The 24,792-nt window shown below is 69.6% G+C and carries 24 protein-coding genes and 1 pseudogene; 14 read left to right on the top strand and 11 right to left on the bottom strand.

The features are described 5' to 3' along the window. The first annotated feature begins 6 nt into the window (after positions 1–6). Both B9D87_RS01830 and B9D87_RS01825 read left to right on the top strand, forming a co-directional pair. Positions 7–639, top strand: coding sequence for a hypothetical protein (locus B9D87_RS01830; protein ID WP_007774817.1), 633 nt, complete (start codon positions 7–9; stop codon positions 637–639). A 40-nt stretch (positions 640–679) separates the two neighbouring features. Next, on the top strand, positions 680–1,600 hold the full coding sequence (locus tag B9D87_RS01825; protein WP_007774818.1) for a cation diffusion facilitator family transporter: 921 nt from the start codon (positions 680–682) through the stop codon (positions 1,598–1,600). Positions 1,601–1,606: 6 nt separating this feature from the next. Here the strand turns inward: B9D87_RS01825 and B9D87_RS01820 are convergent, their stop codons facing one another. From B9D87_RS01820 to B9D87_RS01810, 3 genes are read right to left on the bottom strand one after another with little or no spacing between them, the layout of a single operon-like run. After that, positions 1,607–2,563 carry a cytochrome c oxidase assembly protein gene (locus tag B9D87_RS01820; RefSeq protein WP_007774820.1) on the bottom strand — a complete coding sequence of 319 codons (957 nt, stop codon included), beginning with the start codon at positions 2,561–2,563 and terminating at the stop codon, positions 1,607–1,609. 29 nt (positions 2,564–2,592) lie between these two features. Then, entirely contained in the window at positions 2,593–2,937 is a 345-nt protein-coding gene (locus B9D87_RS01815; RefSeq protein ID WP_007774821.1) for a DUF732 domain-containing protein, read from the bottom strand. A gap of 46 nt (positions 2,938–2,983) precedes the next feature. Then, the gene (locus tag B9D87_RS01810) at positions 2,984–3,331 is read right to left on the bottom strand and encodes a DUF732 domain-containing protein (protein WP_007774822.1); all 348 of its coding nucleotides are present in this window, start codon (positions 3,329–3,331) and stop codon (positions 2,984–2,986) included. Between the two features lie 102 nt (positions 3,332–3,433). On the opposite strand from B9D87_RS01810, the gene B9D87_RS01805 reads away from it, so the two are divergent. From B9D87_RS01805 to B9D87_RS27280, 3 genes are all read left to right on the top strand, one after another. Beyond that, positions 3,434–4,195: a Clp protease N-terminal domain-containing protein gene (locus B9D87_RS01805; RefSeq protein WP_007774823.1), complete on the top strand. Its 762-nt coding sequence runs from the start codon at positions 3,434–3,436 to the stop codon at positions 4,193–4,195. Positions 4,196–4,288: 93 nt separating this feature from the next. After that, on the top strand, positions 4,289–4,819 hold the full coding sequence (locus B9D87_RS27285) for a hypothetical protein (protein WP_007774824.1): 531 nt from the start codon (positions 4,289–4,291) through the stop codon (positions 4,817–4,819). Further along, positions 4,807–5,346, top strand: a complete 540-nt coding sequence (locus tag B9D87_RS27280; protein WP_007774826.1) for a GNAT family N-acetyltransferase — start codon at positions 4,807–4,809, stop codon at positions 5,344–5,346. The genes B9D87_RS27285 and B9D87_RS27280 overlap by 13 nt, the downstream gene beginning before the upstream one ends. On the opposite strand, the gene zapE is transcribed toward B9D87_RS27280, so the two are convergent. Then, the gene (gene zapE, locus B9D87_RS01795; RefSeq protein ID WP_007774828.1) at positions 5,324–6,445 is read right to left on the bottom strand and encodes a cell division protein ZapE; all 1,122 of its coding nucleotides are present in this window, start codon (positions 6,443–6,445) and stop codon (positions 5,324–5,326) included. The genes B9D87_RS27280 and zapE overlap by 23 nt on opposite strands. Between zapE and B9D87_RS01790 the strand changes: the two genes are divergently transcribed. The 4 genes from B9D87_RS01790 to msrB are packed head-to-tail and all read left to right on the top strand — an operon-like array spanning position 6,444 to position 10,673. Then, positions 6,444–7,241, top strand: coding sequence for a pyrimidine reductase family protein (locus tag B9D87_RS01790; RefSeq protein WP_007774830.1), 798 nt, complete (start codon positions 6,444–6,446; stop codon positions 7,239–7,241). The genes zapE and B9D87_RS01790 overlap by 2 nt on opposite strands. A 14-nt stretch (positions 7,242–7,255) precedes the next feature. Then, entirely contained in the window at positions 7,256–8,821 is a 1,566-nt protein-coding gene (locus B9D87_RS01785) for an alpha/beta hydrolase (protein ID WP_052002565.1), read from the top strand. A gap of 28 nt (positions 8,822–8,849) precedes the next feature. Further along, on the top strand, positions 8,850–10,193 hold the full coding sequence (gene aftC / locus B9D87_RS01780; protein ID WP_007774834.1) for an arabinofuranan 3-O-arabinosyltransferase: 1,344 nt from the start codon (positions 8,850–8,852) through the stop codon (positions 10,191–10,193). Between the two features lie 54 nt (positions 10,194–10,247). Beyond that, positions 10,248–10,673 carry a peptide-methionine (R)-S-oxide reductase MsrB gene (gene msrB, locus B9D87_RS01775; RefSeq protein ID WP_040631412.1) on the top strand — a complete coding sequence of 142 codons (426 nt, stop codon included), beginning with the start codon at positions 10,248–10,250 and terminating at the stop codon, positions 10,671–10,673. Positions 10,674–10,852: 179 nt separating this feature from the next. Here the strand turns inward: msrB and B9D87_RS01770 are convergent, their stop codons facing one another. From B9D87_RS01770 to hemE, 4 genes are read right to left on the bottom strand one after another with little or no spacing between them, the layout of a single operon-like run. Then, a complete protein-coding gene (locus tag B9D87_RS01770) occupies positions 10,853–11,605 on the bottom strand; it encodes a class I SAM-dependent methyltransferase (protein WP_007774837.1) in 753 nt (250 codons plus the stop codon). Next, complete coding sequence (gene hemQ, locus B9D87_RS01765; RefSeq protein WP_007774838.1) at positions 11,602–12,297, bottom strand: hydrogen peroxide-dependent heme synthase; 696 nt, start codon at positions 12,295–12,297, stop codon at positions 11,602–11,604. The genes B9D87_RS01770 and hemQ overlap by 4 nt, the downstream gene beginning before the upstream one ends. A gap of 5 nt (positions 12,298–12,302) precedes the next feature. Continuing rightward, positions 12,303–13,679, bottom strand: coding sequence for a protoporphyrinogen oxidase (locus B9D87_RS01760; protein WP_007774839.1), 1,377 nt, complete (start codon positions 13,677–13,679; stop codon positions 12,303–12,305). Further along, positions 13,676–14,725: a uroporphyrinogen decarboxylase gene (hemE, locus tag B9D87_RS01755; protein WP_007774840.1), complete on the bottom strand. Its 1,050-nt coding sequence runs from the start codon at positions 14,723–14,725 to the stop codon at positions 13,676–13,678. The genes B9D87_RS01760 and hemE overlap by 4 nt, the downstream gene beginning before the upstream one ends. 89 nt (positions 14,726–14,814) lie before the next feature. On the opposite strand from hemE, the gene B9D87_RS01750 reads away from it, so the two are divergent. The 3 genes and pseudogenes from B9D87_RS01750 to B9D87_RS01740 all read left to right on the top strand — a co-directional run bounded on the left by B9D87_RS01750 (position 14,815) and on the right by B9D87_RS01740 (position 17,677). After that, positions 14,815–15,624, top strand: coding sequence for an enoyl-CoA hydratase/isomerase family protein (locus tag B9D87_RS01750; protein WP_040631416.1), 810 nt, complete (start codon positions 14,815–14,817; stop codon positions 15,622–15,624). Positions 15,625–15,713: 89 nt separating this feature from the next. Then, positions 15,714–16,380: pseudogene (locus B9D87_RS01745) on the top strand (DUF3000 domain-containing protein). Position 16,381: 1 nt separating this feature from the next. Further along, positions 16,382–17,677: an HRDC domain-containing protein gene (locus B9D87_RS01740; protein ID WP_007774846.1), complete on the top strand. Its 1,296-nt coding sequence runs from the start codon at positions 16,382–16,384 to the stop codon at positions 17,675–17,677. Here the strand turns inward: B9D87_RS01740 and dxs are convergent. Next, positions 17,674–19,599: a 1-deoxy-D-xylulose-5-phosphate synthase gene (dxs, locus tag B9D87_RS01735; RefSeq protein ID WP_007774848.1), complete on the bottom strand. Its 1,926-nt coding sequence runs from the start codon at positions 19,597–19,599 to the stop codon at positions 17,674–17,676. The genes B9D87_RS01740 and dxs overlap by 4 nt on opposite strands. Before the next feature lie 205 nt (positions 19,600–19,804). On the opposite strand from dxs, the gene B9D87_RS01730 reads away from it, so the two are divergent. Next, positions 19,805–20,248: a CBS domain-containing protein gene (locus B9D87_RS01730; RefSeq protein ID WP_007774850.1), complete on the top strand. Its 444-nt coding sequence runs from the start codon at positions 19,805–19,807 to the stop codon at positions 20,246–20,248. Positions 20,249–20,265: 17 nt separating this feature from the next. Next, positions 20,266–21,555: an ArsB/NhaD family transporter gene (locus B9D87_RS01725; protein WP_007774851.1), complete on the top strand. Its 1,290-nt coding sequence runs from the start codon at positions 20,266–20,268 to the stop codon at positions 21,553–21,555. A gap of 7 nt (positions 21,556–21,562) precedes the next feature. On the opposite strand, the gene B9D87_RS01720 is transcribed toward B9D87_RS01725, so the two are convergent. Continuing rightward, positions 21,563–22,795, bottom strand: coding sequence for a class I SAM-dependent RNA methyltransferase (locus B9D87_RS01720; protein WP_007774853.1), 1,233 nt, complete (start codon positions 22,793–22,795; stop codon positions 21,563–21,565). After that, on the bottom strand, positions 22,792–24,786 hold the full coding sequence (locus B9D87_RS01715) for an APC family permease (RefSeq protein WP_007774855.1): 1,995 nt from the start codon (positions 24,784–24,786) through the stop codon (positions 22,792–22,794). Before B9D87_RS01715 ends, B9D87_RS01720 begins: the two co-directional genes overlap by 4 nt. Positions 24,787–24,792 lie beyond the last annotated feature (6 nt).

Genomic DNA, 24,792 nt, shown 5'->3' with positions numbered 1-24,792 from the left:
CCGACGGTGGCCATCGACAACCCCTACTGGGACGCGGTCAAGGATTGCGTCGAGGCCGACGGCGTCGACGGCAATCCGGTGGTCGGCTACTTCAGCCTGGACCGCACGGTCGAGGAGAACATGGCCCGCTCGCCGAACCGGCAACTGCTCGTACGCCGATACTGCTGGACCGTCCCCGACCCGGACACCGTGCAGTTCGTGGCCGACCACGCCGACGGCGGCTTGCTCGATCCCATAGCGGGCACGGGCTATTGGGCCTACCTGCTGACCCAGCTGGGCGTCGACGTCGTCTGCTACGACCTGAATCCCGGCACTGACCTGCTGACCAACGGGTGGCACGGCGATGACCTCTACGTCCCCATCGTCGCGAAGGACTGCGCCGAGGCGGCGGCCCTGCATCCCGATCGGACGCTGTTCCTGTCCTGGCCGCCCCACGACCAGGACGTCGGCGCACGAATACTGCTGGCGTACAAGGGGAATCGTCTCATCTATGTCGGCGATGGCCGCGGCGGTGGCACGGGTGACGACCAGATGCATCAGATCCTCGAAACGCAGTGGACCGAAATCGATTCTCGCCAACCGGTGCTGTGGTGGGGTCAACGCGATCGGGTGACGGTGTACGAGCGGGCCCGCCCCTGAAGGACTTGGGCGCCGCGACCGAGTGGGGCATGCTGGCGGTATGCATGTGATCAACGGAGTGCGTGACCCCGCCGCAAGCTTCCCCCTCGACAACGTGGCGGACGACGCCGGCGAGCGCCGGCAGGCCAATCGCGCCGTCGCCGTCAGCGCCGTCGGACTGGCGCTGACCGGCATGGTCGAATTGGTCATCGCGCTGCTGTCCGGCTCGGTGGCGCTGCTGGGCGACGCGCTGCACAACCTGTCGGACGTCTCCACCAGCGCCCTGGTGTTCATCGGCTTCCGCGCGTCGCGAAAGCTGCCCACCGAGCGGTATCCCTACGGCTACGAACGCGCCGAAGACCTCGCCGGGATCGGGGTGGCGCTGGTGATCTGGGGCAGCGCCGTCGTCGCCGGTTTCGAAAGCGTGAGCAAGCTGCTTCGTCACGGCGGCACCGGTCACGTGGGCTGGGGCATCGGCGCGGCGGTCGTCGGCGTGGTGGGCAATCAGCTGGTGGCCCGCTACAAGCTGGTGGTAGGCAGGCGAATTCGGTCGGCGACCATGGTGGCCGACGCCAAGCATTCGTGGCTCGACGCGTTGTCGTCGGGCGGTGCGGTGCTCGGGCTGATCGGCGTGGCAGTCGGCTGGGGCTGGGCCGACGCCGTCGCCGGGATAGTGGTCACCGGGTTCATCTGCCACGTCGGCTGGGAGGTGACCACCGATATCGCGCACCGCCTGCTCGACGGTGTCGACCCCGACATCATCACCACCGCCGAGGCCGTCGCCGCCTCGGTCCCCGGTGTGACGCATGCGCACGCCCGGGCCCGGTGGACCGGGCGGACCCTGCGCGTCGAGGTCGAAGGGTTTCTCAGCGCCGACACGTCGCTGGCGGTCTCCGACCAGATCGGTCGCAACGTCGCCGCGGCGCTCGCGCCACAGATCCCGGAGATGCAGAGCTTCACCTGGACGGCACGCGCGACCTGAGGTAGCTCAGCGGCGGAACCGCTCCCGCAGCTGCGGGTCGTTCTCCCACCAAAGCCCCGACGGCGCAGGGGTTTCGGTCTCGGCGCCCGCACTGTCGGCGCCCCGCGCCTCGGCCTCGTCCAGTTCGGCATCGACCGCTTCGGCGTGGGCCTTCTCGTCGCGGGACATGGCGCGCATCAGCAGCAGCACGAACGGCCACCCGACCAGGTCCCCGAGGATCCACAAGACGCCGGCCCCGATCGTCTGGTCGAGCCGCGGGTCGGGGCCCCAAGTCCGTTGCAGCCCCGCGTAATACGCCGCGCCGATCAACGAGCCCTGCCAGATGACCAACCCCAGGACACCGTCGCCCAGCGCCTCGGCGACGGTGATCAGCAGCGAGATCGACTGCGGATACCGGTGCGGCACGGGATCTTCCTGCAGCCGGGCATAGAAGTAGCAGAAGCCCAAGGCCACCAACAAGATTCGCGTAGGCGCGCCCACCCACTCGGTGCGCAGGGCCGCGGTGTACCAGGGCGTCAGGTACAGCAGCCACGGCGTGGCGAGCATCGCCACCGAGGTGGTCGCCGGGTGCACGAGCACGCGCGCGAACCGCGTCGCCAACAAGCGATCGATGCGGCCGCGGCCGGCGGGCCCGACGGCGTCGCGAAAGACGGTGATCGGCTTGGCCTGCGCGATGAGAAACGGCACGACGTAGAGCAGCAGCAACACCTGCAGCGCGCGCACCCAGAACAGGACGTAGGCGTAGGCACCCAGCGCGCTGATCGTGGCCAGCAGCCACACCAACACGCCCGCGCCGAAACAGGCGGCGTTCGCGGCGCGCACCCGACGTTCGCCGGCGCGGGTGCGCCGATAGCACCAGGCGTACCCGATGGCGAGCGCTGCGACGACGGCCGCGGAGACGAGGTCGACATGCCAGGTCGCAGCGGCCGCGTCCCATGTCAGCGGTCCGGGATCGAGGCGCACGGCACAAGCCTATTGCGGCCGCGGTCGGCTCAGTTGCCGACGGCCCCGTCCGGCTTCGGACCGCGGTCGTCGCCGGTGATGTACTTCGGGCAGTAATGGGCGGCCGCGAGGTAGGTGAACTTGGCCGCGGCGGCGCCCTGGAAGCCCGGGTTCTGGTTGCGCAGGTCGGTCACGATCTTGGCGTCCGACTGACCGTCGTCGAGCAGGTCGCAGACCGACTTGCCGATGGTGATCGCGTTGCCGCCGTCCTGGTAGGTGAGGCCTGCGTCCCGGAGGTCTTTGAGGAAGTCCTGGTCGTTGTCGATGTCCGCGTGCGCCGGCGCGGCCAGGAAGATCACGGTGGCGAGGCTGGTCAGCCCCAGGAGAAATCGCATAACGCAGTGATTGTCGCAAACCTGGCGGTGATTGGCATCTCGAGTGTCACGGGGCTTCCGGGGCACTCGGCGCGCTCGGCGTGCTGGGGGTGCTCGTCGCGACGGCGCTCGGGCAGTACGTGGTCGCGGCGATGGCCGCGAACTGGTTGGCCTTGTCCTCGCTCAGCGCGGAGTTCTTGGACATCAGCGTCTTGACCACGTCGGGCATCTGCGTGCCCTGGCCGACCGAGTCGCACACCCATTTGCCAGCGCCCACGGCCTTGCCCGGGTCGGAGAAGCTGATGCCGGCCGCGTGCAGCGACGCGATGAACGAGTCGTCGGTGGCGTCGGCGTGCGCCGGTGCGGCCAGGCCGGCCGCGACCGCCAGACCGCACAACGCGAGCAGTGGCTTCATGACTGACGAATTCTCCCAGAACGGTCAATGGCCCGCATCCCTTTGAGAATTATCGTCAACCCAGGGTTGACAGTGCCGATGCGTCAACCTAGCGTTGACGCCATGTCCGAGCCTGTCCGCATCGCCTACCCGATCCGCCTCGACGAGCTGATCGACGCCATCAAGGCCACCCGGCCCGACGTGCTGGATCAGCTGGCCGACGCCGTCCTGGCCGCCGAACACCTCGGCGAGATCGCCGACCACCTGATCGGCCACTTCGTGGACCAGGCCCGCCGCTCAGGTGCGTCCTGGACCGACATCGGCAAGAGCATGGGCGTCACCAAGCAGGCGGCCCAGAAGCGCTTCGTGCCGCGCGCCGAGCCCGCCGCGCTCGATCTCGAACAGGGATTCACCCGCTTCACCCCGCGGGCGCGGGGCGCGGTGGTCGCGGCGCAGAACGCCGCGCACGAGGCGGGCAACGGCGAGATCACGCCCGATCACCTGCTGCTCGGTGTGCTCGGCGATGCGGCCGCCCTGGCGACGGTGCTGTTGCACCTGCAGCGGGTCGACACCGAGGCGCTGCGTGCCGCCGCGACCCAGGCGATCGCCGCGCTGCACGCGGATGCCCAACCGCCACAGCTCATTCCGTTCAGCGGGCCGGCACGCAAGGCGCTCGAACTGAGCGTGCGCGAGGCACTCCGCCTCGGCCACAACTACGTCGGCACCGAACACCAACTGCTGGCGCTGCTCGAGCTGGAGGGCGGCGACGGGCCGTTGCACCGACACGGCGTCGACAAAGACCGGGTCGAGGCGGATCTGATCACCGCGCTGCAGTCCCTGTCCGGCGGCGGGGATGCCGCCGCGGGCGGGGCCGGAGGCGGCTGAACGGGGCGGCCGACCCCTCCCTTCGGCATCGCCGCGTGTGCAATCATGCGATGGTCCCCCGCAACGGCGCCAAGGAGGCACGACATGGCGAAGATGGACCGCTGGCCGATGGTGGCGTCCGCCTTTCTGATCGCCGTTGCCGGCATCATCGCCGTCGGCGTCGGCGCCGTTCCGACGCCCCGCGCGTGGGCCGGCGATGCGCCGATCGGCCACATCGGCGACACGCTGCGGGTGGACACCGGCACGTTCATCGCCGACGTCACCGTGAGCGGCGTGGGCCCCTGCGACCCGCCGCCCGGATTCGGCTACACCCGCGAGGGCACCTACAAGGGCTTTCCGGGCAGCACCGTCGAGCGCGCCGACGTCACCATCCGCGCGATCCGGGTGCCCAACCCGTACGTGATGGCGACCGTGATGGACTTCAACGGCGTGACCCCCAACGCCGACGCCTACAAGCCGCGGGCCTCCGATGCGCCCGACGCGCTGGACAACGTGCTCGTCAACGCCCCGAACCGGGCGATCGTGCGCGGCGGCGTCTACTGGGACGCCTACCGCGATCCCGTCTCCACCGTCGTCCTGCTGGACAAGAAGACGGGCTATCACCTCGCGCAGTGGAACCTCTGACCGGAGCGTTGCAGATCGCGCCGGCGGATTCCGGCGATGCCACGGAGCTGGCAGCCGTTGCGGCACAAACGTTTCCGTTGGCGTGTCCGCCCTCGGCGACCGCGGAGAACATCGCGTCGTTCATCGACGCCAACCTGTCGGCCGCGCACTTCGCGCAGTATCTGGCCGACCCGGATCGTGCCGTCGTCACCGCGCGCCAGGACGGCCGGATAGTCGGCTACGCCATGCTGGTTCGCGAGCGCGCCGGCGTCCAGCAGGCCGTCGAATCCCGCCCCGCCGCCGAGCTGTCGAAGATGTATGTCCTGCCCGACCGCCACGCGAGCGGGGCCGCGGCGGCGCTGATGGAACGCATCCTCGCCGTCGCGGCCGGCTGGGGCGCTCGCTGCGTGTGGCTGGGCGTGAACCGGGCAAACCAACGCGCACAACGCTTTTACCTCAAGAGCGGGTTCACGATCAACGGCACCAGGACGTTTCAACTCGGCGCGGGCGTCGAGAACGACTATGTCATGATCCGCGAGCTGGATTAGCCGCCGCGGTCAGCGCCAGCAGCCGGGAAGTGGCCCGCAGATACTTCTTTCGATATCCCCCGGCCAGCATCTCCGCGCTGAAGATGGTATCCAGCCGGGCGCCCGAGGCCAGCACCGGAATGCCGGCGTCATAGAGCCGATCGGTCAGCGCCACCACCCGCAGCGCGACGTTCTGATCGTCGAGACCGTGCACGCCGGTCAGGAACACCGCGCTCACCCCCTCGATCAGCGTCAGATACCGCGACGGGTGCATGCTGGCCAGGTGCGCGCACAGCGCGTCGAAGTCGTCGAGCGTCGCGCCGTCGACCCGCGCGGCGCGCGCGGCCACCTCGTCGTCGGACAGCGGTTGCGGCGCGGGCGGCAGTCCGCGGTGCCGGTAGTCGGGCCCCTCTATCCGTACCGTGGTGAAAATGCTTGCCAGCGTGTTGATCTCGCGCAGAAAATCCTGTGCCGCGAACCGGCCCTCGCCGAGCTGCTCGGGCAGCGTGTTGGAGGTGGCGGCCACCGAGACCCCGCGCTCGACCAGCGACGAGAGCAGTCGCGAGATCAGCGTGGTGTTGCCCGGGTCGTCGAGTTCGAATTCGTCGATGCAGACCGCGGTGTAATCGGCCAGCAGGTCGATGCACTCGACGAAGCCGAACACCCCGGCCAGCTGGGTCAGCTCACCGAACGTCGCGAACGCCTTGGGCGCCGGGCCATCCGGCGACCCGCCGGGGCCGTCACCGGGCAGCGCGTAGTAGGCCGACGCCAGCAGGTGCGTCTTGCCGACACCGAATCCGCCATCCAGGTAGAGCCCGACACCGGGCAGAATCTCGCGTCGGCCCAACAGTTTTCGCCGGCCTGCACGTCGCTCGACGGCCTTCCGGCAGAACTCCTGACACGCCACCACCGCGGCGGCCTGCGTCGGCTCAGCCGGATCGGGTTGGTACGTCGCGAAGCTCACGTCGGCGAAGGTCGGGGGCGGCCGCAACTGGGCGATCAGCCGTTCCGGCGACACCGTCGGGTGCCGATCCACCAGGTGGGCCACGCCGCCCGAAGCGCCCGCGGAGGTGGACCCGTGCATGCAGGAACTGTAGCGGCGTGCTGCAATCAGACTCATGCCCGACTCTGGCGGCCCCGAGAGTTTCGCGACTTCGGCGACCTCGGAGACGCCGCTGTCGCTGCTCGGCGCGGTTCGCGGGCTCGACGACGGCGACCTCCCCCGGCTCTACGACTATCCCGAACACGACGGGACGTGGGTGCGGGCGAACTTCATCACCAGCGTCGACGGCGGGGCCACCACGGGCGGCAGCAGCGGCGCGATGGGCGGGCCGGGCGACCGGTTCATCTTCAACCTGCTGCGCGAGCTCGCCGACGTCATCGTGGTGGGCGCGGGCACCGTGCGGATCGAGGGTTACTCGGGCGCGCAGGTCGGCGCCGCCGAACGGCAGCGGCGGCAGGCCCGCGGCCAAAGCGAGGTCCCGCAGCTGGCGATCGTGACCGGATCCGGCCACCTCAACCGGGACATGGCGGTGTTCACCCGCACCGAGGTGCAGCCGCTGGTGCTCACCTGCACGGCGGCGGCCGAGCAGACGCGCCGCGCCCTCAGCGGCCTGTGCGAGGTGCTCGACTGCTCCGGCCGCGATCCCGAGAAGGTCGACGAGGCCGCCCTGCTGGCGGCGCTGGCCGCGCGCGGCATGCGCCACATCCTCACCGAGGGCGGGCCGACACTGCTGGACTCGCTGATGCGGCGCGACATGCTGGACGAGCTGTGCCTGACGATCGCGCCCTGCCTCGTCGGCGGCCAGGCACGACGCATCGCGACCGGCCCGGGGCAGCTGCTCACCCGGATGCGGTGTGCCCACGTCCTGACCGACGACGCCGGCTACCTTTACACCCGCTACGTCAAGGCCTAGCTACTGTGGTCGGCATGAATCGGCCGTACACGTGCGCCACGATCCTGGTAGCGGTGACCGCGTTGCTGGCCGGCTGCGTCCCGGGCCTGGCCGCCGATCCGCGGTTCGCCACCAACTCCGGCGCGCGACCGCAGGGGGTGGCGCCCTCGAAGCCCGCGCCCAGCGGCCCACCGCCGATCGCCGCACCCAAGAACGACTTGGCGTGGCACGACTGCACCTCCAAGGTGTTCGCCGACGCGGCCGTCCCCGCCGCCGCCGGCGTCCGCCTGGACTGCGCGAGCTACGACGCCGACCTGGACCCGGTCAACGGCGGGGGCGGCACCCTGAGCATCGGTGTGGTGCGCGCCCGCTCCGACAAGACACCCCAGGACGCCGGGCCGCTGATCTTCACCACCGGCTCCGACCTGCCGTCCTCGGCGCAATTGCCGGTGTGGCTGTCGCGCGCCGGCGCCGACGTGCTCGCCACCCACCCCATCGTGTCCGTCGACCGCCGCGGCATCGGGATGTCGAGCCCCATCGACTGCCGCGACAAGTTCGACCGGCAGCAGATGCGCGACCAGTCGCAATTCCAGACCGGCGACGACCCGGTGGCCAACCTCTCCGAGGTCTCCAACACCGCCACCACCAACTGCGGCGACGCCGTCGGGATCGGGCCCAACGCCTCGTCCTACGACGACGCGCACGCCGCCTCCGACATCGAGCGGTTGCGCAGCCTGTGGGACGTGCCCGCCCTCGCGCTGGTCGGGATCGGCAACGGCGCGCAGGTGGCGCTGGCCTACGCCGGATCACGGCCGGACAAGGTGGCCCGGTTGATCCTCGACTCGCCGGTTGCGTTGGGCACCAACGCCGAAGCCGCCGCCGAGCAGCAGGTCAAGGGGCAGCAGGCCGCGCTCGACGCCTTCGCCGCGCAGTGCATCGCGGTGAACTGCGCGCTGGGCGCCGATCCGAAGGGCGCCGTCAGCGCCCTGCTGGCCGACGCCCGCGCCGGTAAGGGCCCCGGCGGCGTGTCGGTGGCGCAGGTGGCCAACGCCATCACCGTCGCGCTCGGCTATCCAGTCGGCGGCCGCGTCAACGCCACCACCGACCTGGCCAACGCCCTCGCGGGTGCCCGCTCCGGCGACACCAACGCGCTGACCAACCTGATCAACCACGCCAACGCCATCCAGGACTCCGACGGCCAGTTCGTCAACGTGTGCAGCGACGCGGTCAACCGCCCCACGCCCGACCGGGTACGCGAACTCGTCGTCGCCTGGGGCAAGCTCTACCCCGACTTCGGCACCGTCGCCGCGTTGAACATGGTCAAGTGCGTGCACTGGCCCACCGGCTCGCCGCCGCCCACGCCGAAGTCCCTCAAGGTCGACGTGTTGCTGCTCGGCGTGCAGAACGACCCGATCGTCGGCACCGATGGCGTCGCGGCGACCGCGGCCAGCATCATCAACGCCAACGCCGCCAGCAAGCGGGTGATGTGGCAGGGCATCGGCCACGGCGCCAGCATCTTCTCGGGCTGCGCCGTTCCGCCGCTGATCGGCTACCTCAGCAGCGGCAAATTGCCCAATACCGACACCTACTGCCCGGCCTGACGCTGCTTTCCGGCCCGCGCGGGCGCCGGTGTACGGTGCGCTGGTGACGGCAGCTGAATCGACCCGAACAGGCCTGCGCGATCGGACCCTGGCCGCCTTCGGCCCCCGCACCGGCGCGCCGAGCGTCGCGACCGTGCTGCGGATGGCGTTGTGGCCGCTGGCCATCTTCTCGGTGCTGCACCGCAGCATCATCCTGACCCTCAACGGCAATATCACCGACGACTTCAAGCCGGTGTACCGCGCGGTCCTCAACTTCCGGCACGGCTGGGACATCTACAACGAGCACTTCGACTACGTCGACCCGCACTACCTGTACCCGCCGGGCGGCACCCTGCTGATGGCCCCCTTCGGATACCTGCCCTTCACGCCGTCGCGGTTCCTGTTCATCGCGATCAACACCGTCGCGATCCTGATCGCCTGGTACCTGCTGCTGCGGATGTTCAAGTTCACGCTGTCCTCGGTCGCCGCGCCCGCCCTGCTGCTGGCCATGTTCTGCACCGAGAGCGTGACCAGCACGCTGGTGTTCACCAACATCAACGGCTGCGTTCTGCTGGCCGAGATGCTGTTCCTGCGCTGGCTGTTGGACGGGCGGGTCAGCCGGCAGTGGTGGGCCGGCCTCGCGATCGGCCTGACGCTCACGCTCAAACCCGTGCTCGGCCCGCTGCTGTTGCTGCCCCTGCTGAACCGCCAGTGGCGGACGCTGGTGCCGGCCATCGCGGTCCCCGTCGTCGTCAACCTGGCGGCGTGGCCGTTGGTGAGCGACCCGATGGACTTCGTCACCAAGACGCTGCCCTACATCGGGGGCACCCGCGACTACTTCAACAGCTCCATCGAGGGCAACGGCGTGTACTTCGGCCTGCCCACCTGGCTGATCGTGTTCATGCGAATCATGTTCGTGCTGATCACGATCGGCGCGCTGTGGCTGCTGTACCGCTACTACCGCACCCGCGACCCGCTGTTCTGGTTCACCAGCTCGTCGGGCGTGCTGCTGTTGTGTTCCTGGCTGGTGCTCCCGCTGGCCCAGGGCTACTACTCGATGATGCTGTTCCCGTTCTTGATGACGGTGGTGCTGCGCAACTCGCTGATCCGCAACTGGCCCGCCTGGCTCGGGATCTATGGCTTCATGACGCTGGACGACTGGCTGATCTATCGCGCGATGAGGTACGGCCGGGCGCTGCACTACCTCAAGATCACCTATGGCTGGTCGCTGCTGCTGATCGTCGCCTTCACCGTGCTGCTCTTCCGCTACCTCGACGCCAGGGCCGAGAACCGGCTGGACGACGGCATCGATCCGGAGTGGCTGACCGCCGAGCGCGAGCGCGAGGCGATCGCGCCCGCGGCGCAGCCGGGCGCGGCGGCTCACCTGCACTGAGCGTCGCGGCGATCGCGGTGGAGCCGGGCGCGCCATGCGCGCTAGCGTGGACGCATGACCTCCCCCAATGTGTCGCAGCCCAAGGTGCAACTGAGCGATGACGAGTGGCGCAAGAAACTCAGCCCCGAAGAGTTCCACGTGCTGCGCCAGGCCGGCACCGAGCGGCCCTTCACCGGTGAGTACACCGACACCAAAACCGAAGGCGTGTATCAGTGCCGGGCCTGCGGTGCCGAATTGTTCCGCAGCACAGAGAAATTCGAGTCGCACTGCGGCTGGCCGTCCTTCTTCGACCCGGCGAAGTCCGACGCGGTGATCCTGCGGCCCGACCATTCCATGGGCACGACGCGCACCGAGGTGCTGTGCGCGAACTGCCACAGCCACCTGGGCCACGTGTTCGCCGGCGAGGGCTACCCGACGCCGACGGATCAGCGCTACTGCATCAACTCGGTCTGCCTGCGGCTGGTGCCGGCGGGCGAATAGCGGGGCTACGTCTGAGGAGTCCCAGGGAGGCGGGGCATGTCTGAATGCCCGCCTCTGAGCGACAATTCAGCAACACCTGCGGCCCCGTGCCGGCAGCTATCGAGTTGTCGCTCGGAGGCGGGCAAAAGCCCACCTTCCTGCGGCGGTGGCGGCGGTGGCGGCGGTGCGGCGAAACCGCGTCAGTCCACCCGGGTGGCGTGCACTTCCCAGAACGGGGCGTGCGCCCGCTCGCCCTCGAGCCACGGCTCGATCACCCGGAAGCGCTCCAGCAGCTTCTCGGCCTGATCGGCGATGTCGGGGTTGCGCTTGGCCATCGCCTCGATGGACTCGGCGCTGATGTTGACCCGATAGGTGGTCGTGCCCAGATAGGTGATCTCCCAACCACCCTCCGGTAACACATCGCGAAAGTCGTTCTCGGACAACGACCGCAGCATCTTGAAGCCGTTGACGTTGTGCTCGCCGAACTCGAACATGTACAGCCGCGCGCCCGGTTTGGTGGCGCGGTGCAGCGCGTCCACATAGGACCGGCGCAACTCGGCTTCGGTGCTGAAGGTGTGGTAGAAGGCGCAGTCGACCACCGTGTCGAACCGGCCGACGAACCCCTCCAGCTTCGTCGCGTCGGCGAGCTCGAAATTGACTGACACCCCGGCCTTTTGGGCGTTCTCCCGGGCCCGCTCGATGGCGGTCGCCGAGCCGTCGATCCCGGTCGCCGAATAGCCCTTGGACGCGTAGTAGATGGCGTGATGACCCGGGCCGGTGCCGGGGTCGAGCACCTCACCCTTGATGGCTCCCAGCGCGACGAGCTGCTGGACCACCGGCTGCGGGCCGCCGATGTCCCACGGCGTGGCGGCCGGCAGGCCGTGCGACGTCCGCTGGTCGCGGTACATCTCCTCGAAGCGGGTGGGGTCGGTCGGATCGAAGGGGGTTGTCATGGCAGGGCGTTCACCAGCTGCTCGACGGCAACCCGGGGGCCGGTGAAGAACGGCGTCTCCTCGCGGGTGTGCCGGCGGGCGTCGGTGGCGCGCAATTCGCGCATCAGGTCCACGATGCGGTGCAGTTCGGGAGCCTCGAAGGCCAGCAGCCATTCGTAGTCGCCGAGCGCGAACGCCGGCACGGTGTTGGCACGGACGTCCTTGTATTCGCGCGCGGCCATGCCGTGCTCGGCGAGCATGCGGCGGCGCTCCTCGTCGGGCAGCAGATACCACTCGTAGGACCGCACAAACGGATACACGCAGATGTAGGCGCCGGGTTCCTCGCCGGCCAGGAACGCCGGGATGTGGCTCTTGTTGAACTCGGCCGGCCGATGCAACGCCACGCTGCTCCACACCGGCGAACTGGCCCGCCCCAGCGCCGTGGTGCGACGGAAATCGGCGTAGGTGGCCTGCAACGCTTCGACGCGTTCGGCGTGGGTCCAGATCATGAAGTCGGCGTCAGCGCGCAGACCCGCGACGTCGTAGAGGCCACGCACCACGACGCCGCGTTCCTCCTGCTGCTTGAAGAACGTCGACGCTTCGTCGATGACGTCGTCGCGCTGGTCACCGAGCTCACCCGGCTCTACGGAGAACACCGAGAACATCAGGTAGCGGATCGTGGAGTTGAGCGAGTCGTAGTCGAGCTTGGCCATGGAACCTATCGTGCCACCTGCGCGTCCAAGTCTCCGATGGCCCTGATCACACGTTCGACCGCACGCCCGGCGGCGCCGACGCAGGCCGGCACGCCGATGCCGTCGAGGTAGCTGCCGGCCACCGCGATCGTTGGGGGCAGGCCCGCCCGCACCTCGGCGACCAGGTCGGCGTGGCCCGGCCCGTACTGCGGCATCGCGTCGATCCAGCGCTGGATGCGGACGTCGACGGGCTCTATCGCCAGCCCGAACACGGTGGCCAGGTCGCCCAGCGCCCACGTCAGCAGCTCGTCGTCGGACGTGTCGGCCGCCACGCGATCGCCGAACCGCCCGAACGAAAGCCGCAGCAGCTGGGCGTCCCCGCGCGCGCCCCACTTGCGCGACGAGAGCGTGATGGCCTTGGCACGTAATCGCTCGCCGGTGGCCACCAGCACGCCCGAACAGTCCGGGAACGCGGTGTCGCCGGGCACGGCGAGCGCCATCACCGCCGACGATGCGCTGGTGACGCGGCCGGCCGCGGCGGCGCTGCGCGGGGCGATCCCGGCCAGCAGCCGGCTGCACTGCGCCGCCGGCACGGCCAGGATCACCGCGTCGGCGGCCCAGCCGGCGCCGGTGTCGTCGACCACCGTCCAGCCCGCGCCCGCGCGCTCGAGCCGCGACACCGCGGCGCGCACCCAGCGCGGGCGCCCGCGCGCCAGCAGCTCATCGATCAGCACCTGGTAGCCGCCCTCCAGCGACCCGAACACCGGCGCGCCGGTGGCCGGCGGCAGCGCGCGCCCCACGGCGTCGGTCAGGCTGGTGGCGCCGCGGTCCAGTGCCGCCGCCACCGTCGGGGCGGCCGCGCGCAGGCCGATGGTGGCCGAAGAACCCGCATAGACCCCGCTCAGCAGCGGATCCACCGACCGGGCCACCACCTGCTCGCCGAATCGCTCGCCCACCAGGTCGGCCACCGCGGGGTCGCCGCCCGGTTCCCATGCCAGCGGGCGGCTGGGCTCGGCCTCGATGCGGGCCACCGTGGCGCCGTCGACGAGTCCCGCGACCGACGCCGCCGACGACGGGATCCCCACGACAGTGCCCGCGGGCAGCGCGCGCAACTCCCGCAGGCTGTAGATCAACGGGCGCGCGCCCGTCGAAACCCGTTGGCGTCCAGACAGATTCAGTTCGCCCAGCAGCGCGGGCAGTTCGGGTCGGCGCAGCACGAACGCCTCGGCGCCCACGTCCATCGGCACCCCGCCGACCGCCTCGGTGCGCAGGACGCCGCCGAGCCGGTCTCCCGGATCGAACAGCGTGATCGCGGCGTCGTCACCGGCGGCCATGCGGAGCCGATACGCCGCCGTCAGACCCGAAATGCCGCCCCCCACAACACAATACGAGGGAAGACTCATAGGGAGTGGACCAGCGACACCAGGTCGGTCAGCACACCGGGGTCCGTCTCGGGCAACACGCCGTGGCCGAGGTTGAAGACGTGACCGGCGGCGCCGGCGTCGATCGCCCGCCGGCCGTCGTCCACGACCGCGCGCGCCGCGCGCTCCACCACCGGCCAGCCCGCCAGCGCCACCACCGGATCGAGGTTGCCCTGCAGCGCCGTGCCGGGCTGCACGCGGGTGGCGGCGTCGGCCAGGGAGGTCCGCCAATCCACGCCCACCACGTTGGCGCCGACCGAGGACATGGCGCCCAGCAGTTCGGCGGTGCCGACCCCGAAATGGGTCATCGGCACGCCGTGCTCGGCCAGCGCGGCGAACACCCGGGCGCTGTGCGGCTGCACGTAGGTGCGGTAGTTCGCCAGGGACAGCGCGCCGGCCCACGAGTCGAAGACCTGGACCGCGTCCACCCCCGCCTCGAGCTGCACCCGCAAGAAGCCCACGGTGATGTCGGTCAGCTTCTCCATCAGGGCGTGCCAGGTGTCGGATTCGGCCAGCATCATCGCCTTGGTGCGCGCGTGGTGGCGACTGGGGCCGCCCTCGATCAGATAGGAGGCCAGCGTGAACGGGGCGCCCGCGAAGCCGATCAGCGGGACGCCGCCGAGCGCGGCCACCAACAGCGACACCGCGTCGGATACCGGCTGAACCCGTTGCCGCTCAAGGGGTTTGATAGCGGCAACGTCGGCGGCGGTGCGCACCGGCGATTCGATCACCGGCCCGACCCCGGCGACGATGTCCAGGTCGATGCCCGCCCCGAGCAGCGGCACCACGATGTCGGAGAACAGGATCGCCGCGTCGACGTCGTGGCGGCGCACCGGCTGCAGGGTGATCTCGCAGACCAGCTCGGCGTCGAAGCAGGCCGACAGCATGTCGGTCTGGGCCCGCAGCGCCCGGTATTCGGGCAGGGAGCGACCGGCCTGCCGCATGAACCACACCGGCACGCGGTTGGGCTTGCGGCCGCTCACGGCGGCCAGATACGGCGACTCGGGAAGGTCGCGGCGAGTACTCATCAGCCTTAATGCTGCCATGACCGGAGAACACCGAACTGCGCTGCGTACGATCAACCACCGCGACCGTTTGAACGTCAGGAGCTCCGGAGATGCCAGTGAGTCAGCCACCAGCGAGTTACGACGCGTTTCCCAGCCTGCGCTGCGAGCACGGGGACAACGGAGTGCTGACGCTGGTTCTCGACTCCCCCGGGCTGAATTCGGTGGGGCCGCAGATGCACCGCGACCTGGCCGACATCTGGCCGGTGATCGACCGCGATCCCGCGGTGCGCGCGGTCCTGGTCCGCGGTGAGGGCAGGGCCTTTTCCTCCGGCGGCAGCTTCGACCTGATCGACGAGACGATCAACGACTACGAGGGCCGCATCCGCATCATGCGCGAGGCCCGCGACCTGGTGCACAACCTGATCAACTGCGACACCCCCGTCGTCTCGGCGATCCGCGGGCCGGCGGTGGGCGCGGGCCTGGTGGTGGCCCTGCTCGCCGACATCTCGGTGGCGGGCCGGACCGCGAAGCTGATCGACGGGCACACCAAGCTCGGCGTGGCGGCCGGCGACCACGCCGCCATCTGCTGGCCCCTGCTGGTCGGCATGGCCAAGGCCAAGTACTACCTGCTGACCTGCGAGACGCTGCTGGGCGAGGAGGCCGAGCGGATCGGGCTGGTGTCGGCCTGCGTCAACGATGACGACGTGCTGTCCACCGCCACCCGCATCGCCGAGAACCTGGCGCAGGGCGCGCAGAACGCGATCCAGTGGACCAAGCGCAGCCTCAACCACTGGTATCGCATGATGGGCCCCACGTTCGAGACCTCGGTGGGCCTGGAATTCCTCAGTTTCAGCGGCCCTGACGTGCAGGAAGGCCTGGCCGCGCACCGCGAGAAGCGCCAGGCGCGTTTCACCCGCTGACCGCCGCCTGAGCTGCACATATAGCTTTGGTGGAGGCCTGGTAACGGCTTGGTCGCGGCCGGTTTGAAACGCGGCGCGCCTGTCGCGGCGTGTCGGGCCGTAGGTCTACCGTCGTTCCCTGTGACCCGTGCCGTGACGATGCAGAACGGTCGGGATGAACAGGAGCGGTGTCAAGTGACCTCATCCGAACCGGCCCCATTCCGCGACGCGGTGGCGGCGATGAACGCAGTCGTCGTGCGGCCGGAGATCGAGTTGGGGCCCATCCGGCCGCCGCAACGCTTGGCTCCCCACAGCTACGCCCTGGGCGCCGAGGTCAAACATCCCGATCGCGAAATCATTCCCGAACGGTCCGACGGCGACGCCTTCGGACGGTTGATCCTGCTGTACGACCCCGAAGGGGCCGACGCGTGGGACGGCACCATCCGCATGGTCGCCTACATCCAGGCCGACCTTGACCCCAGTGAGGCGGTCGACCCGCTGCTGCCCGAAGTAGCGTGGAGCTGGCTAGTCGAGGCACTGGAGTCACGTATGGAACAAGTCGTCGCCCTGGGCGGCACCGTCACCGCCACCACGTCGGTCCGCTACGGAGACATCTCCGGGCCGCCGCGCGCCCACCAGCTCGAGCTGCGCGCGTCCTGGACCGCGACGTCGCCCGCCGTCGGCGGGCACGTCGAGGCGTTCTGCGAGGTATTGGAGCACGCGGCGGGCCTACCCCCCGCCGGAGTCACCGACCTGAGCTCGCGGTCACGCGCTTAGCATGGGCGTACCCTCGGCCGACGGGCCGGGCAGCAGCGCGCGCGGCGACGTAGGCACCGACCCCGCCCCCACCCCGCTCCCGCGACCCTCCGAGGGCGTGCCGGCCATCTCGGTGAGCGTGCACGAGATCGAGGCCGCCGCGCAGCGGCTGGATCGCGGGCACGGCCCGTTCGCCGTGGACGCCGAGCGGGCGTCGGGCTTCCGCTACTCCAACCGCGCCTACCTGATCCAGATCCGGCGGGCCGGTTCCGGCACCGTGCTGATCGATCCGGTGAGCCACGGCGGCGAACCGCTCGAAGCCCTGCGCCCGGTGGCCGAGGTGCTGGGCAGCGACGAATGGATCCTGCACTCCGCCGACCAGGACCTGCCGTGCCTGGCCGAGGTGGGCATGCGGCCGCCGGCGCTGTATGACACCGAACTCGCCGGACGGCTGGCCGGGTTCGACCGGGTCAACCTGGCGACCATGGTCGAGCGACTGCTGGGCTTCGGGCTGGCCAAGGGGCACGGCGCGGCCGACTGGTCCAAGCGGCCGCTGCCCGCCGAATGGCTCAACTACGCCGCGCTGGATGTGGAACTGCTCATCGAGCTGCGCGCCGCGATCGCCGACGTGCTGGCCGAACAGGGCAAAACCGACTGGGCCGCACAGGAATTCGATTACCTGTGCGACACGGGCTCGAAAGACCCGGGTGCCGCCGTGCGCCGGGACCGGTGGCGGCGGACGTCGGGCATCCATCGGGTGCGCGATCAGCGTGGCCTGGCGGCGGTCCGCGAGCTGTGGTTGACGCGCGACCGGATCGCGCAGCGCCGCGACATCGCGCCGCGCCGCATCCTGCCCGACTCGGCCATCATCGATGCCGCACTGGCCAACCCGACGACCATCGAGGAGCTCGTCGCGCTGCCGGTGTTCGGGGGCCGCAACCAGCGGCGCAGCGCCGCCACGTGGCTGGGGGCGCTGGACGAGGCCCGGCGGAACAAGAACCCGCCCGGGGACAGCGAGCCGCCGAACGGTCCGCCGCCGCCGGCGCGGTGGAGCAGGCGCAAACCGGAGGCCGCCGCCCGGCTGGAGGCCGCACGCTCGGCGCTGTCCGAGGTCTCCGAGCGGGTCCACGTCCCCACCGAGAACCTGGTCTCGCCGGACCTGGTGCGGCGGCTGTGCTGGGACTGGACGCCCGCGCCCGATCCGCTGGACGCCGTCGAGGCGTTCCTGCGGGCCGGGCAGGCCCGGCCCTGGCAACGGGAATTGGTGGATCCGGTTCTGGCCCGGGCGTTGCAGGCCCCGCCGGAAACCGCTGACTAGTCCAGGTGCTCGCGGATTTCCGCTTCGGCCACGCCGCTACCCAGCGCGGCGACCCAGCCGGTGATCCGGCGGGCCACGTCCTGGTCGGTCAGCGCCAGATCCGACAGCAGCTCACCGCGTGAGGCGTGTTCGTAGAACTGCTGCGGCAGCCCGACGTCGCGACACGGCACGTCGATGTCGGCGCGGCGCAGGGCGGCGGACACCGCCGAGCCCACCCCGCCGTTGACCCCGTTGTCCTCGCAGGTGACGACGAGCTTGTGCTGGGTCGCCAACTCCAGAACGCTCTCCGAGACCGGCAGCACCCAGCGCGGGTCGATGACCGTGACGCCGATCCCCTGGTCCTGCAGCCGCCCGGCCACCGCCAGCGCCATCGGCGCGAAGGCGCCGACGCCGATCAGCAGCACGTCGTGGTTGCATCCCGCGGCAGGGACCGCGAGCACGTCGACACCCGAGATGCCCGACCCGCGGCGTTCGATCGCCGGGATATCCTCGCCCACATCACCTTTGGGGAAGCGTAGCGCCGTGGGCCCGTCGTCGACGTCGAGCGCCTCACCGAGTTCCTCGCGCAACCGGGTGGCGTCGCGGGGTGCGGCCACCCGCATGCCGGGCACGATGCCCAGCATCGACATGTCCCACATGCCGTTGTGGCTGGCGCCGTCCGACCCGGTGACGCCGGCCCGGTCGAGCACCATGGTGATGGGCAGCCTGTGCAGCGCCACGTCCATCATGATCTGGTCGAAGGCCCGGTTGAGGAACGTCGAGTAGATGGCCACCACCGGATGCATGCCACCCATCGCCAGGCCGGCCGCCGACGTGATCGCGTGCTGCTCGGCGATGCCGACGTCGAACAGGCGGTCCGGGAACTGCTGACCGAACGGGGTCAGCCCGGTCGGGCCGGGCATGGCCGCGGTGATGGCCACGATGTCGCGGCGCTTCCGGGCGTAGCCGATGAGGGCGTCGGAGAACGTCGCCGTCCAGCCGGGCCCGGCGATCTTGGTCGCCTGGCCGGTGACCGGGTCGATGACGCCGCAGGAATGCATCTGCTCGGCCTCGTCGTCCTCGGCCGGCGCGAAGCCCATCCCCTTGCGGGTCACCACGTGCACGATCACCGGGCGGCCGAAGCCGCGGGCGTGCCGCAGCGCGGCCTCCACCGCGCGCTCGTCGTGACCGTCGACCGGGCCGACGTACTTCAGGCCCAGATCGGTGAACATCAGCTGCGGCGACAACGAGTCCTTGATGCCGGCCTTGACGCTGTGCATGACGCGGTAGGCGATCTTGCCGACCAGCGGCAGCGCACGCAGCGCGTCGCGCCCCCTCTCCAGCGCCTGCTCGTAGGCCGGCTGCAGCCGCAGCGAGGCCAGGTGGTCGGCGACACCGCCGATCGTCGGGGCATAGCTGCGGCCGTTGTCGTTGACCACGATGATGACCGGACGGCCGGAGGCGGCGATGTTGTTCAGCGCCTCCCAGCACATGCCGCCGGTGAGCGCGCCGTCGCCGACCACCGCGACCACGTGCCGGTTGCGGTGCCCACTCAGTTCGAAGGCCTTGGCCAGGCCGTCGGCGTACGACAACGACGCGCTGGCGTGGCTGGACTCCACCCAGTCGTGCTCGCTCTCCGCGCGCGACGGGTACCCGGACAGCCCGCCCTTCTTCCGCAGGCCCTCGAACTCCTGGGAGCGGCCCGTCAGCATCTTGTGCACATAGGCCTGATGGCCGGTGTCGAAGATGATCGGATCGTGGGGCGAGTCGAACACCCGGTGCAGCGCGAGCGTCAGCTCCACCACGCCCAGATTGGGTCCCAGGTGTCCCCCCGTGGCAGCAACCTTGTGAATCAGGAACTCGCGGATCTCGCCGGCAAGTTCGTGAAGTTCGTGTTGGGAAAGGTGCTGCAGATCAGCGGGCCCACGGATCTGTTCCAGCATCCAGTCAGTCTACGCAGCGCCCGCCGCATGGCACCGTCCGGAAGTTCCGAATTCGTCGCACCTCGCCGCGGCCGCAGCTTTGGTAGCCTCAGTGCGCGGTGAGCCGGGAAGCCTGGTCGGCACGTTTTCTCTACTGCCCCGGAGTATGCCGTGAACCAAGTCGCCGCCCGTACCGGACCTGATCTTGCGGACGTATCGTCGCAGTGTGCGCGCCGAGCAGATCGCCGAAGACTTCCCGGTCGTCAGCATCGAGGCCGACGCGCTGGACGCCGCCCGGATGCTCGCCGAGCACCGCCTGCCGGGCCTCCTGGTCACCGACAGCTCGGGACGCCCCTATGCGGTGCTGCCCGCCTCCCAGGTCGTCCGCTTCATCGTGCCCCGCTACGTGCAGGACGATCCGTCGCTGGCCGGGGTGCTCAACGAATCGATGGCCGACCGCTGCGCGGAGAAGTTGAGCGGCAAGACGGTCCGCGACGTGCTGCCGGACCATCTGGTGGACATACCTCCGGCCAACGCCGACGACACCATCATCGAGGTCGCGGCGCTCATGGCGCGCCTGCGCAGTCCGCTGGTGGCGGTCGCCAAGCAGGGCAGGCTGATCGGAGTGATCACGGCATCGCGCGTGCTCGAGGCAGCGCTCACGCCGTGATCCCACTAGGGAAATAGATGAGCTTCATCGCGATTCTGGTGTTCGTGGTCGCCTACGCCCTGATCGCCAGTGATCGCGTGAACAAGACGTTCGTGGCGCTCGCCGGGGCGGCGATCATGGTCACCTTGCCGATCATTCATTCCGACGACGTCTTCTACTCACGCGAAACCGGAATCGATTGGGACGTCATCTTTTTGCTGCTCGGCATGATGATCATCGTCAGTGTGCTGCGGCAGACCGGTGTCTTCGAGTACGTGGCGATCTGGTCGGCCAAGCGCGCCCGCGGCTCGCCCCTGCGCGTCATGATCCTGCTCGTTCTGGTGACCGCGATCGCGTCGGCCCTGCTCGACAACGTCACCACGGTGTTGCTTGTCGCCCCGGTGACGCTGCTGGTGTGCGACCGGCTGGCGATCACCGCTTCGCCGTTTCTGATGGCCGAAGTGTTCGCGTCGAACGTCGGCGGCGCGGCCACCTTGGTGGGCGACCCGCCCAACATCATCATCGCCAGCAGGGCCGGCCTGACCTTCAACGACTTCCTCCTTCACCTGACACCCATCGTGGTCATCGTCGTCGCCGTCCTGATCGCCTTGCTGCCGCGTCTTTTTCCCGGCGCGTTCACCGTCGACCCCGAACGGGTCGCCGACGTGATGTCACTGGAAGAACGCGAGGCCATCCGCGATCCGCGGCTGCTCGTCACCTGCGGGGTCGTCCTGCTGGCGGTCTTCACCGCATTCGTCGCGCATGCACCGCTGCACATGGAGCCGTCGGTGGTGGCGCTGCTGGGCGCCGGCATCCTGATCGTGGCGTCCAGGCTGAAGCCCGCCGACTACCTATCCGGGGTGGAGTGGGACACGCTGCTGTTCTTCGCCGGCCTGTTCGTCATGGTCGGCGCCCTGGTGAAGACCGGTGTCGTCAAACAGCTTGCCCACCTAGCGATTTCCGCCACCGGCGGAAACACACTACTCGCGACGATGGTCATCCTGATCACGTCGGTGATCGTCAGCGGGATCGTCGACAACGTCCCGTACGCCGCGACGATGGCGCCCGTGGTGGCCGGTTTGGTTCCGGCCCTGGGGGATCACGCCAACCCCACGGTCCTGTGGTGGTCGCTGGCGCTGGGCACCGACTTCGGTGGCAACCTGACCGCCATCGGCGCCAGCGCCAACATCGTCCTGCTCGGAATCGCCCGGCGCGCAGACAGTCCCATCTCCTTTTGGGAGTTCACCCGCAAGGGCGTGGTGGTCACCGCGGTGTCGGTCGCGCTGTCTGCGCTCTACCTGTGGCTGCGGTACTTCGTGATGGCCTAGCCGCGGTTCAACGGGTCAGCAGCGCGATGCATTCGGTGTGATGCGTCAGCGGGAAGGCGTCGAACACCCTGATCTTCTCGACGGTGTAGCCGTGCCCGAGGTAGGTCCCGATGTCGCGGGCGAAAGATGCTGCCTCACAACCGATGTGAACTACCCGCGGGATGTCGGCGGCGGCCAGCAGATCGATGATCTCACGCCCGGCCCCGGCCCGCGGCGGATCCAGCACCGCCACGTCCGCTCTTGAGGCGCGCCCACGCTGTGCGGCCAGCGCCCGCCGCACCGAGTCGGTGACGATGTGCACCTGCGTCAGATCGGCCAGGGCGACCCGGGCGGCGCGGGTCGAGGCGCGGGAGGTGTCGACGCTGAGCACCCGCCCGGACGGGCCCACGGCTTCGCCGAGCACCGCGGCGAAAACGCCCGCGCCCCCGTACAAATCCCATGCGCGCATGCCGGCGCCCAGCTGCGCCCAATCGGCGATCAGCTCGCTGTACACCCCCGCCGCGTCGCGGTGCGCCTGCCAGAAGGCGGTCACCGGCACCTGCCAGCTGCGCCCGGCCACGCGCTGCACCGCCTCGTAGCGGCCCTCCACCACCTTCGTCGCGGTCTGCCTGCCCTGCCGCAGCGTGCGCACCACGTGGCGGGCGCCGTCGTCGTCGACGGCCACATGCAGCTGGGCGGCCGGCGGCCATTCGAGGTCGGCGATCCCGTCGAGCATGCCGGCAGGCAGCTGAGCACAACGCAGGTCGGTCACCAAATCGTCGCTGTGGTAACGGTGAAAGCCCGGTCGGCGGTCGGGGCCCACGTCGAGGCGGACCCGGGTGCGCCACCCCGTCGGCGCGGAATCCCCCAGCGGCTCGGCCTCTCCGCGCCACGCATGCCTGCCAAGGCGCTCGAGCTGGTTGGCCACCACCTGGGCCTTGAGCGTGCGGGCCACCTCAGGGGCGGCGAAGGCCAGATCGCAACAGCCGGCACCGTCCACCCCGGCGATGGGGCACAGCGACGCGACACGGCCCGGTGCCGCATCGATGACCTCGATAACCTCTGCATGCCAATAGGATCCGCGGTCCGCGGTGACCCGGACCCGCACCCGCTCACCGGGCAACGCATACCGGACGAACACCACGCGGCCTTCGTGGTGCGCGACGCAACTGCCGCCGTTGGCCGGGGCATCGGTGGTCAGCGTCAGCTCTCCCGCGGCGGGCGGGACCGCGCGCGGCGCTCGGGTCGATTCGCGGGTCAATCGAAGATTCCCCGACGAGCGTCACCCGGCGCCACATGCGGCTGCAGGGTCTTGCGCCGTTCCGACGAACTCAGCTGCCACGGAACCGAAGTCACCATGACGCCGGGCATGAACAGCAGCCGGCCCTTGAGCCGAAGAGCGCTCTGGTTGTGCAGCACCTGCTCCCACCAGTGGCCCACCACGTACTCCGGAATGAACACCGTCACCACGGTGCGCGGCGACTCTTCCCGGGCCCGCCTGACGTATTCCAGGACGGGACGGGTGACTTCACGATACGGCGAGGCGATGACCTTGAGCGGGACGCTGATGTCGCTTTCTTCCCACTTGTGCACCAGCTCGCGGGTTTCCGCGTCGTCGACGCTGACCGTCACCGCCTCCAGCACGTCGGGCCGGGTGGCCCTGGCGTAGGCCAGCGCGCGCAGCGTCGGCAGGTGCAGCTTCGACACCAGCACCACGGCGTGATTGCGGCTGGGCAGGACGACGTCGTCCTGGGCGGCGGCCTGCTCCGCCAACTCGCGGTTCACCGTGTTGTAGTGCCGGTGAATCATTTTCATGATTCCGAACAGCAGGCTCATCGCGAACAGCGCGATCCACGCACCCGACGCGAACTTGGTCACCAGGACCACCAGCAACACCGTACCGGTGGACAACAATCCGACCGTGTTGACCACCCGCGAGCGCATCATCTTGCGCCGCGCCCGCGGATCGGTTTCGGTGCGCAGCAACCGGGTCCAGTGCCGCACCATGCCGATCTGGCTCAGGGTGAACGAGATGAACACGCCGACGATGTAGAGCTGGATCAGCGCGGTGACCTCGCCGCGGAACGCGATGATCGCCAGCAGCGCCGCCCCGGACAGGAACAGGATGCCGTTGGAGAACGCCAATCGGTCTCCGCGGGTGTGCAATTGGCGCGGCAGGTAGCTGTGCTGCGCCAGGATCGAACCGAGCACCGGGAACCCGTTGAAGGCGGTGTTGGCCGCCAGCACCAGGATGAGCGCGGTCACCGTGGCGATCAGCAGGAACCCGATGTGGAAGCTGCCGAACACCGTTTGCGCCAGCTGGGTGACCAGGGTCTTCTGGTAGTACCCCTTGGGCGCGCCGCCCAGTTGCGTCGCCGGATCCTCGACGAGCTGGACCCCGATCTGCTGGGCCAGCACGATGATGCCCATCAGCAGGGTCACCGCGATGCCGCCCAGCATCAGCAGGGTGGTCGCCGCGTTGCGCGACTTCGGCTTCTGAAACGCCGGCACCCCGTTGCTGATCGCCTCGACACCCGTCAGCGCGGCACACCCCGACGAGAACGACCGCGCCACCAAGAACGCCAGCGCGAAACCGACGACCTGGCCGTGCGCGGAGTGCATCTGAAATCCGGCGGACTCGGCCCGCAGCGGATTGCCCAGCACGAAGATCCGGAACAGACCCCAGCCGATCATCACCAGCACGCCGATGATGAACGCATAGGTCGGGATGGCGAACGCCAACCCGGACTCGCGCACCCCACGCAGGTTCAGCGCCATCACCAACAGGATGGACACCACACAGAAGAACACCTTGTGCTGGGCCACGATCGGGATCGCCGAGCCGATGTTCGCCATCGCCGAGGCCGTCGAGACCGCAACGGTCAGAACGTAATCCACCATCAGCGCGCTGGCGACCACTAGCCCGGCGGTGTCACCGAGATTGGTGGTGACCACCTCGTAGTCGCCACCGCCCGACGGGTAGGCGTGGACGTTCTGCCGGTAGCTGGCGACCACGACCAGCATGACCGCGGCCACCGCCAGCCCGATCCACGGTGTCAGCGCATACGCCGTCACGCCGGCCACCGAGAGCATCAGGAAGACCTCCTCGGGCGCATACGCAACCGAGGACAGCGCGTCGGAGGCGAACACCGGCAAGGCGATCCGCTTGGGCAGCAGCGTGTGACTCAGCCGGTCGCTGCGAAACGGCCGACCGATAAGCAACCGTCGGGTGGCGGTTGAAAGTTTGGACACGAGAGC

Source organism: Mycobacterium colombiense CECT 3035 (assembly GCF_002105755.1).
Lineage (GTDB): Bacteria > Actinomycetota > Actinomycetes > Mycobacteriales > Mycobacteriaceae > Mycobacterium > Mycobacterium colombiense.
The sequence above is the reverse complement of the archived record's forward strand: the minus strand, read 5'-3'. Positions and strand labels throughout refer to the sequence as shown.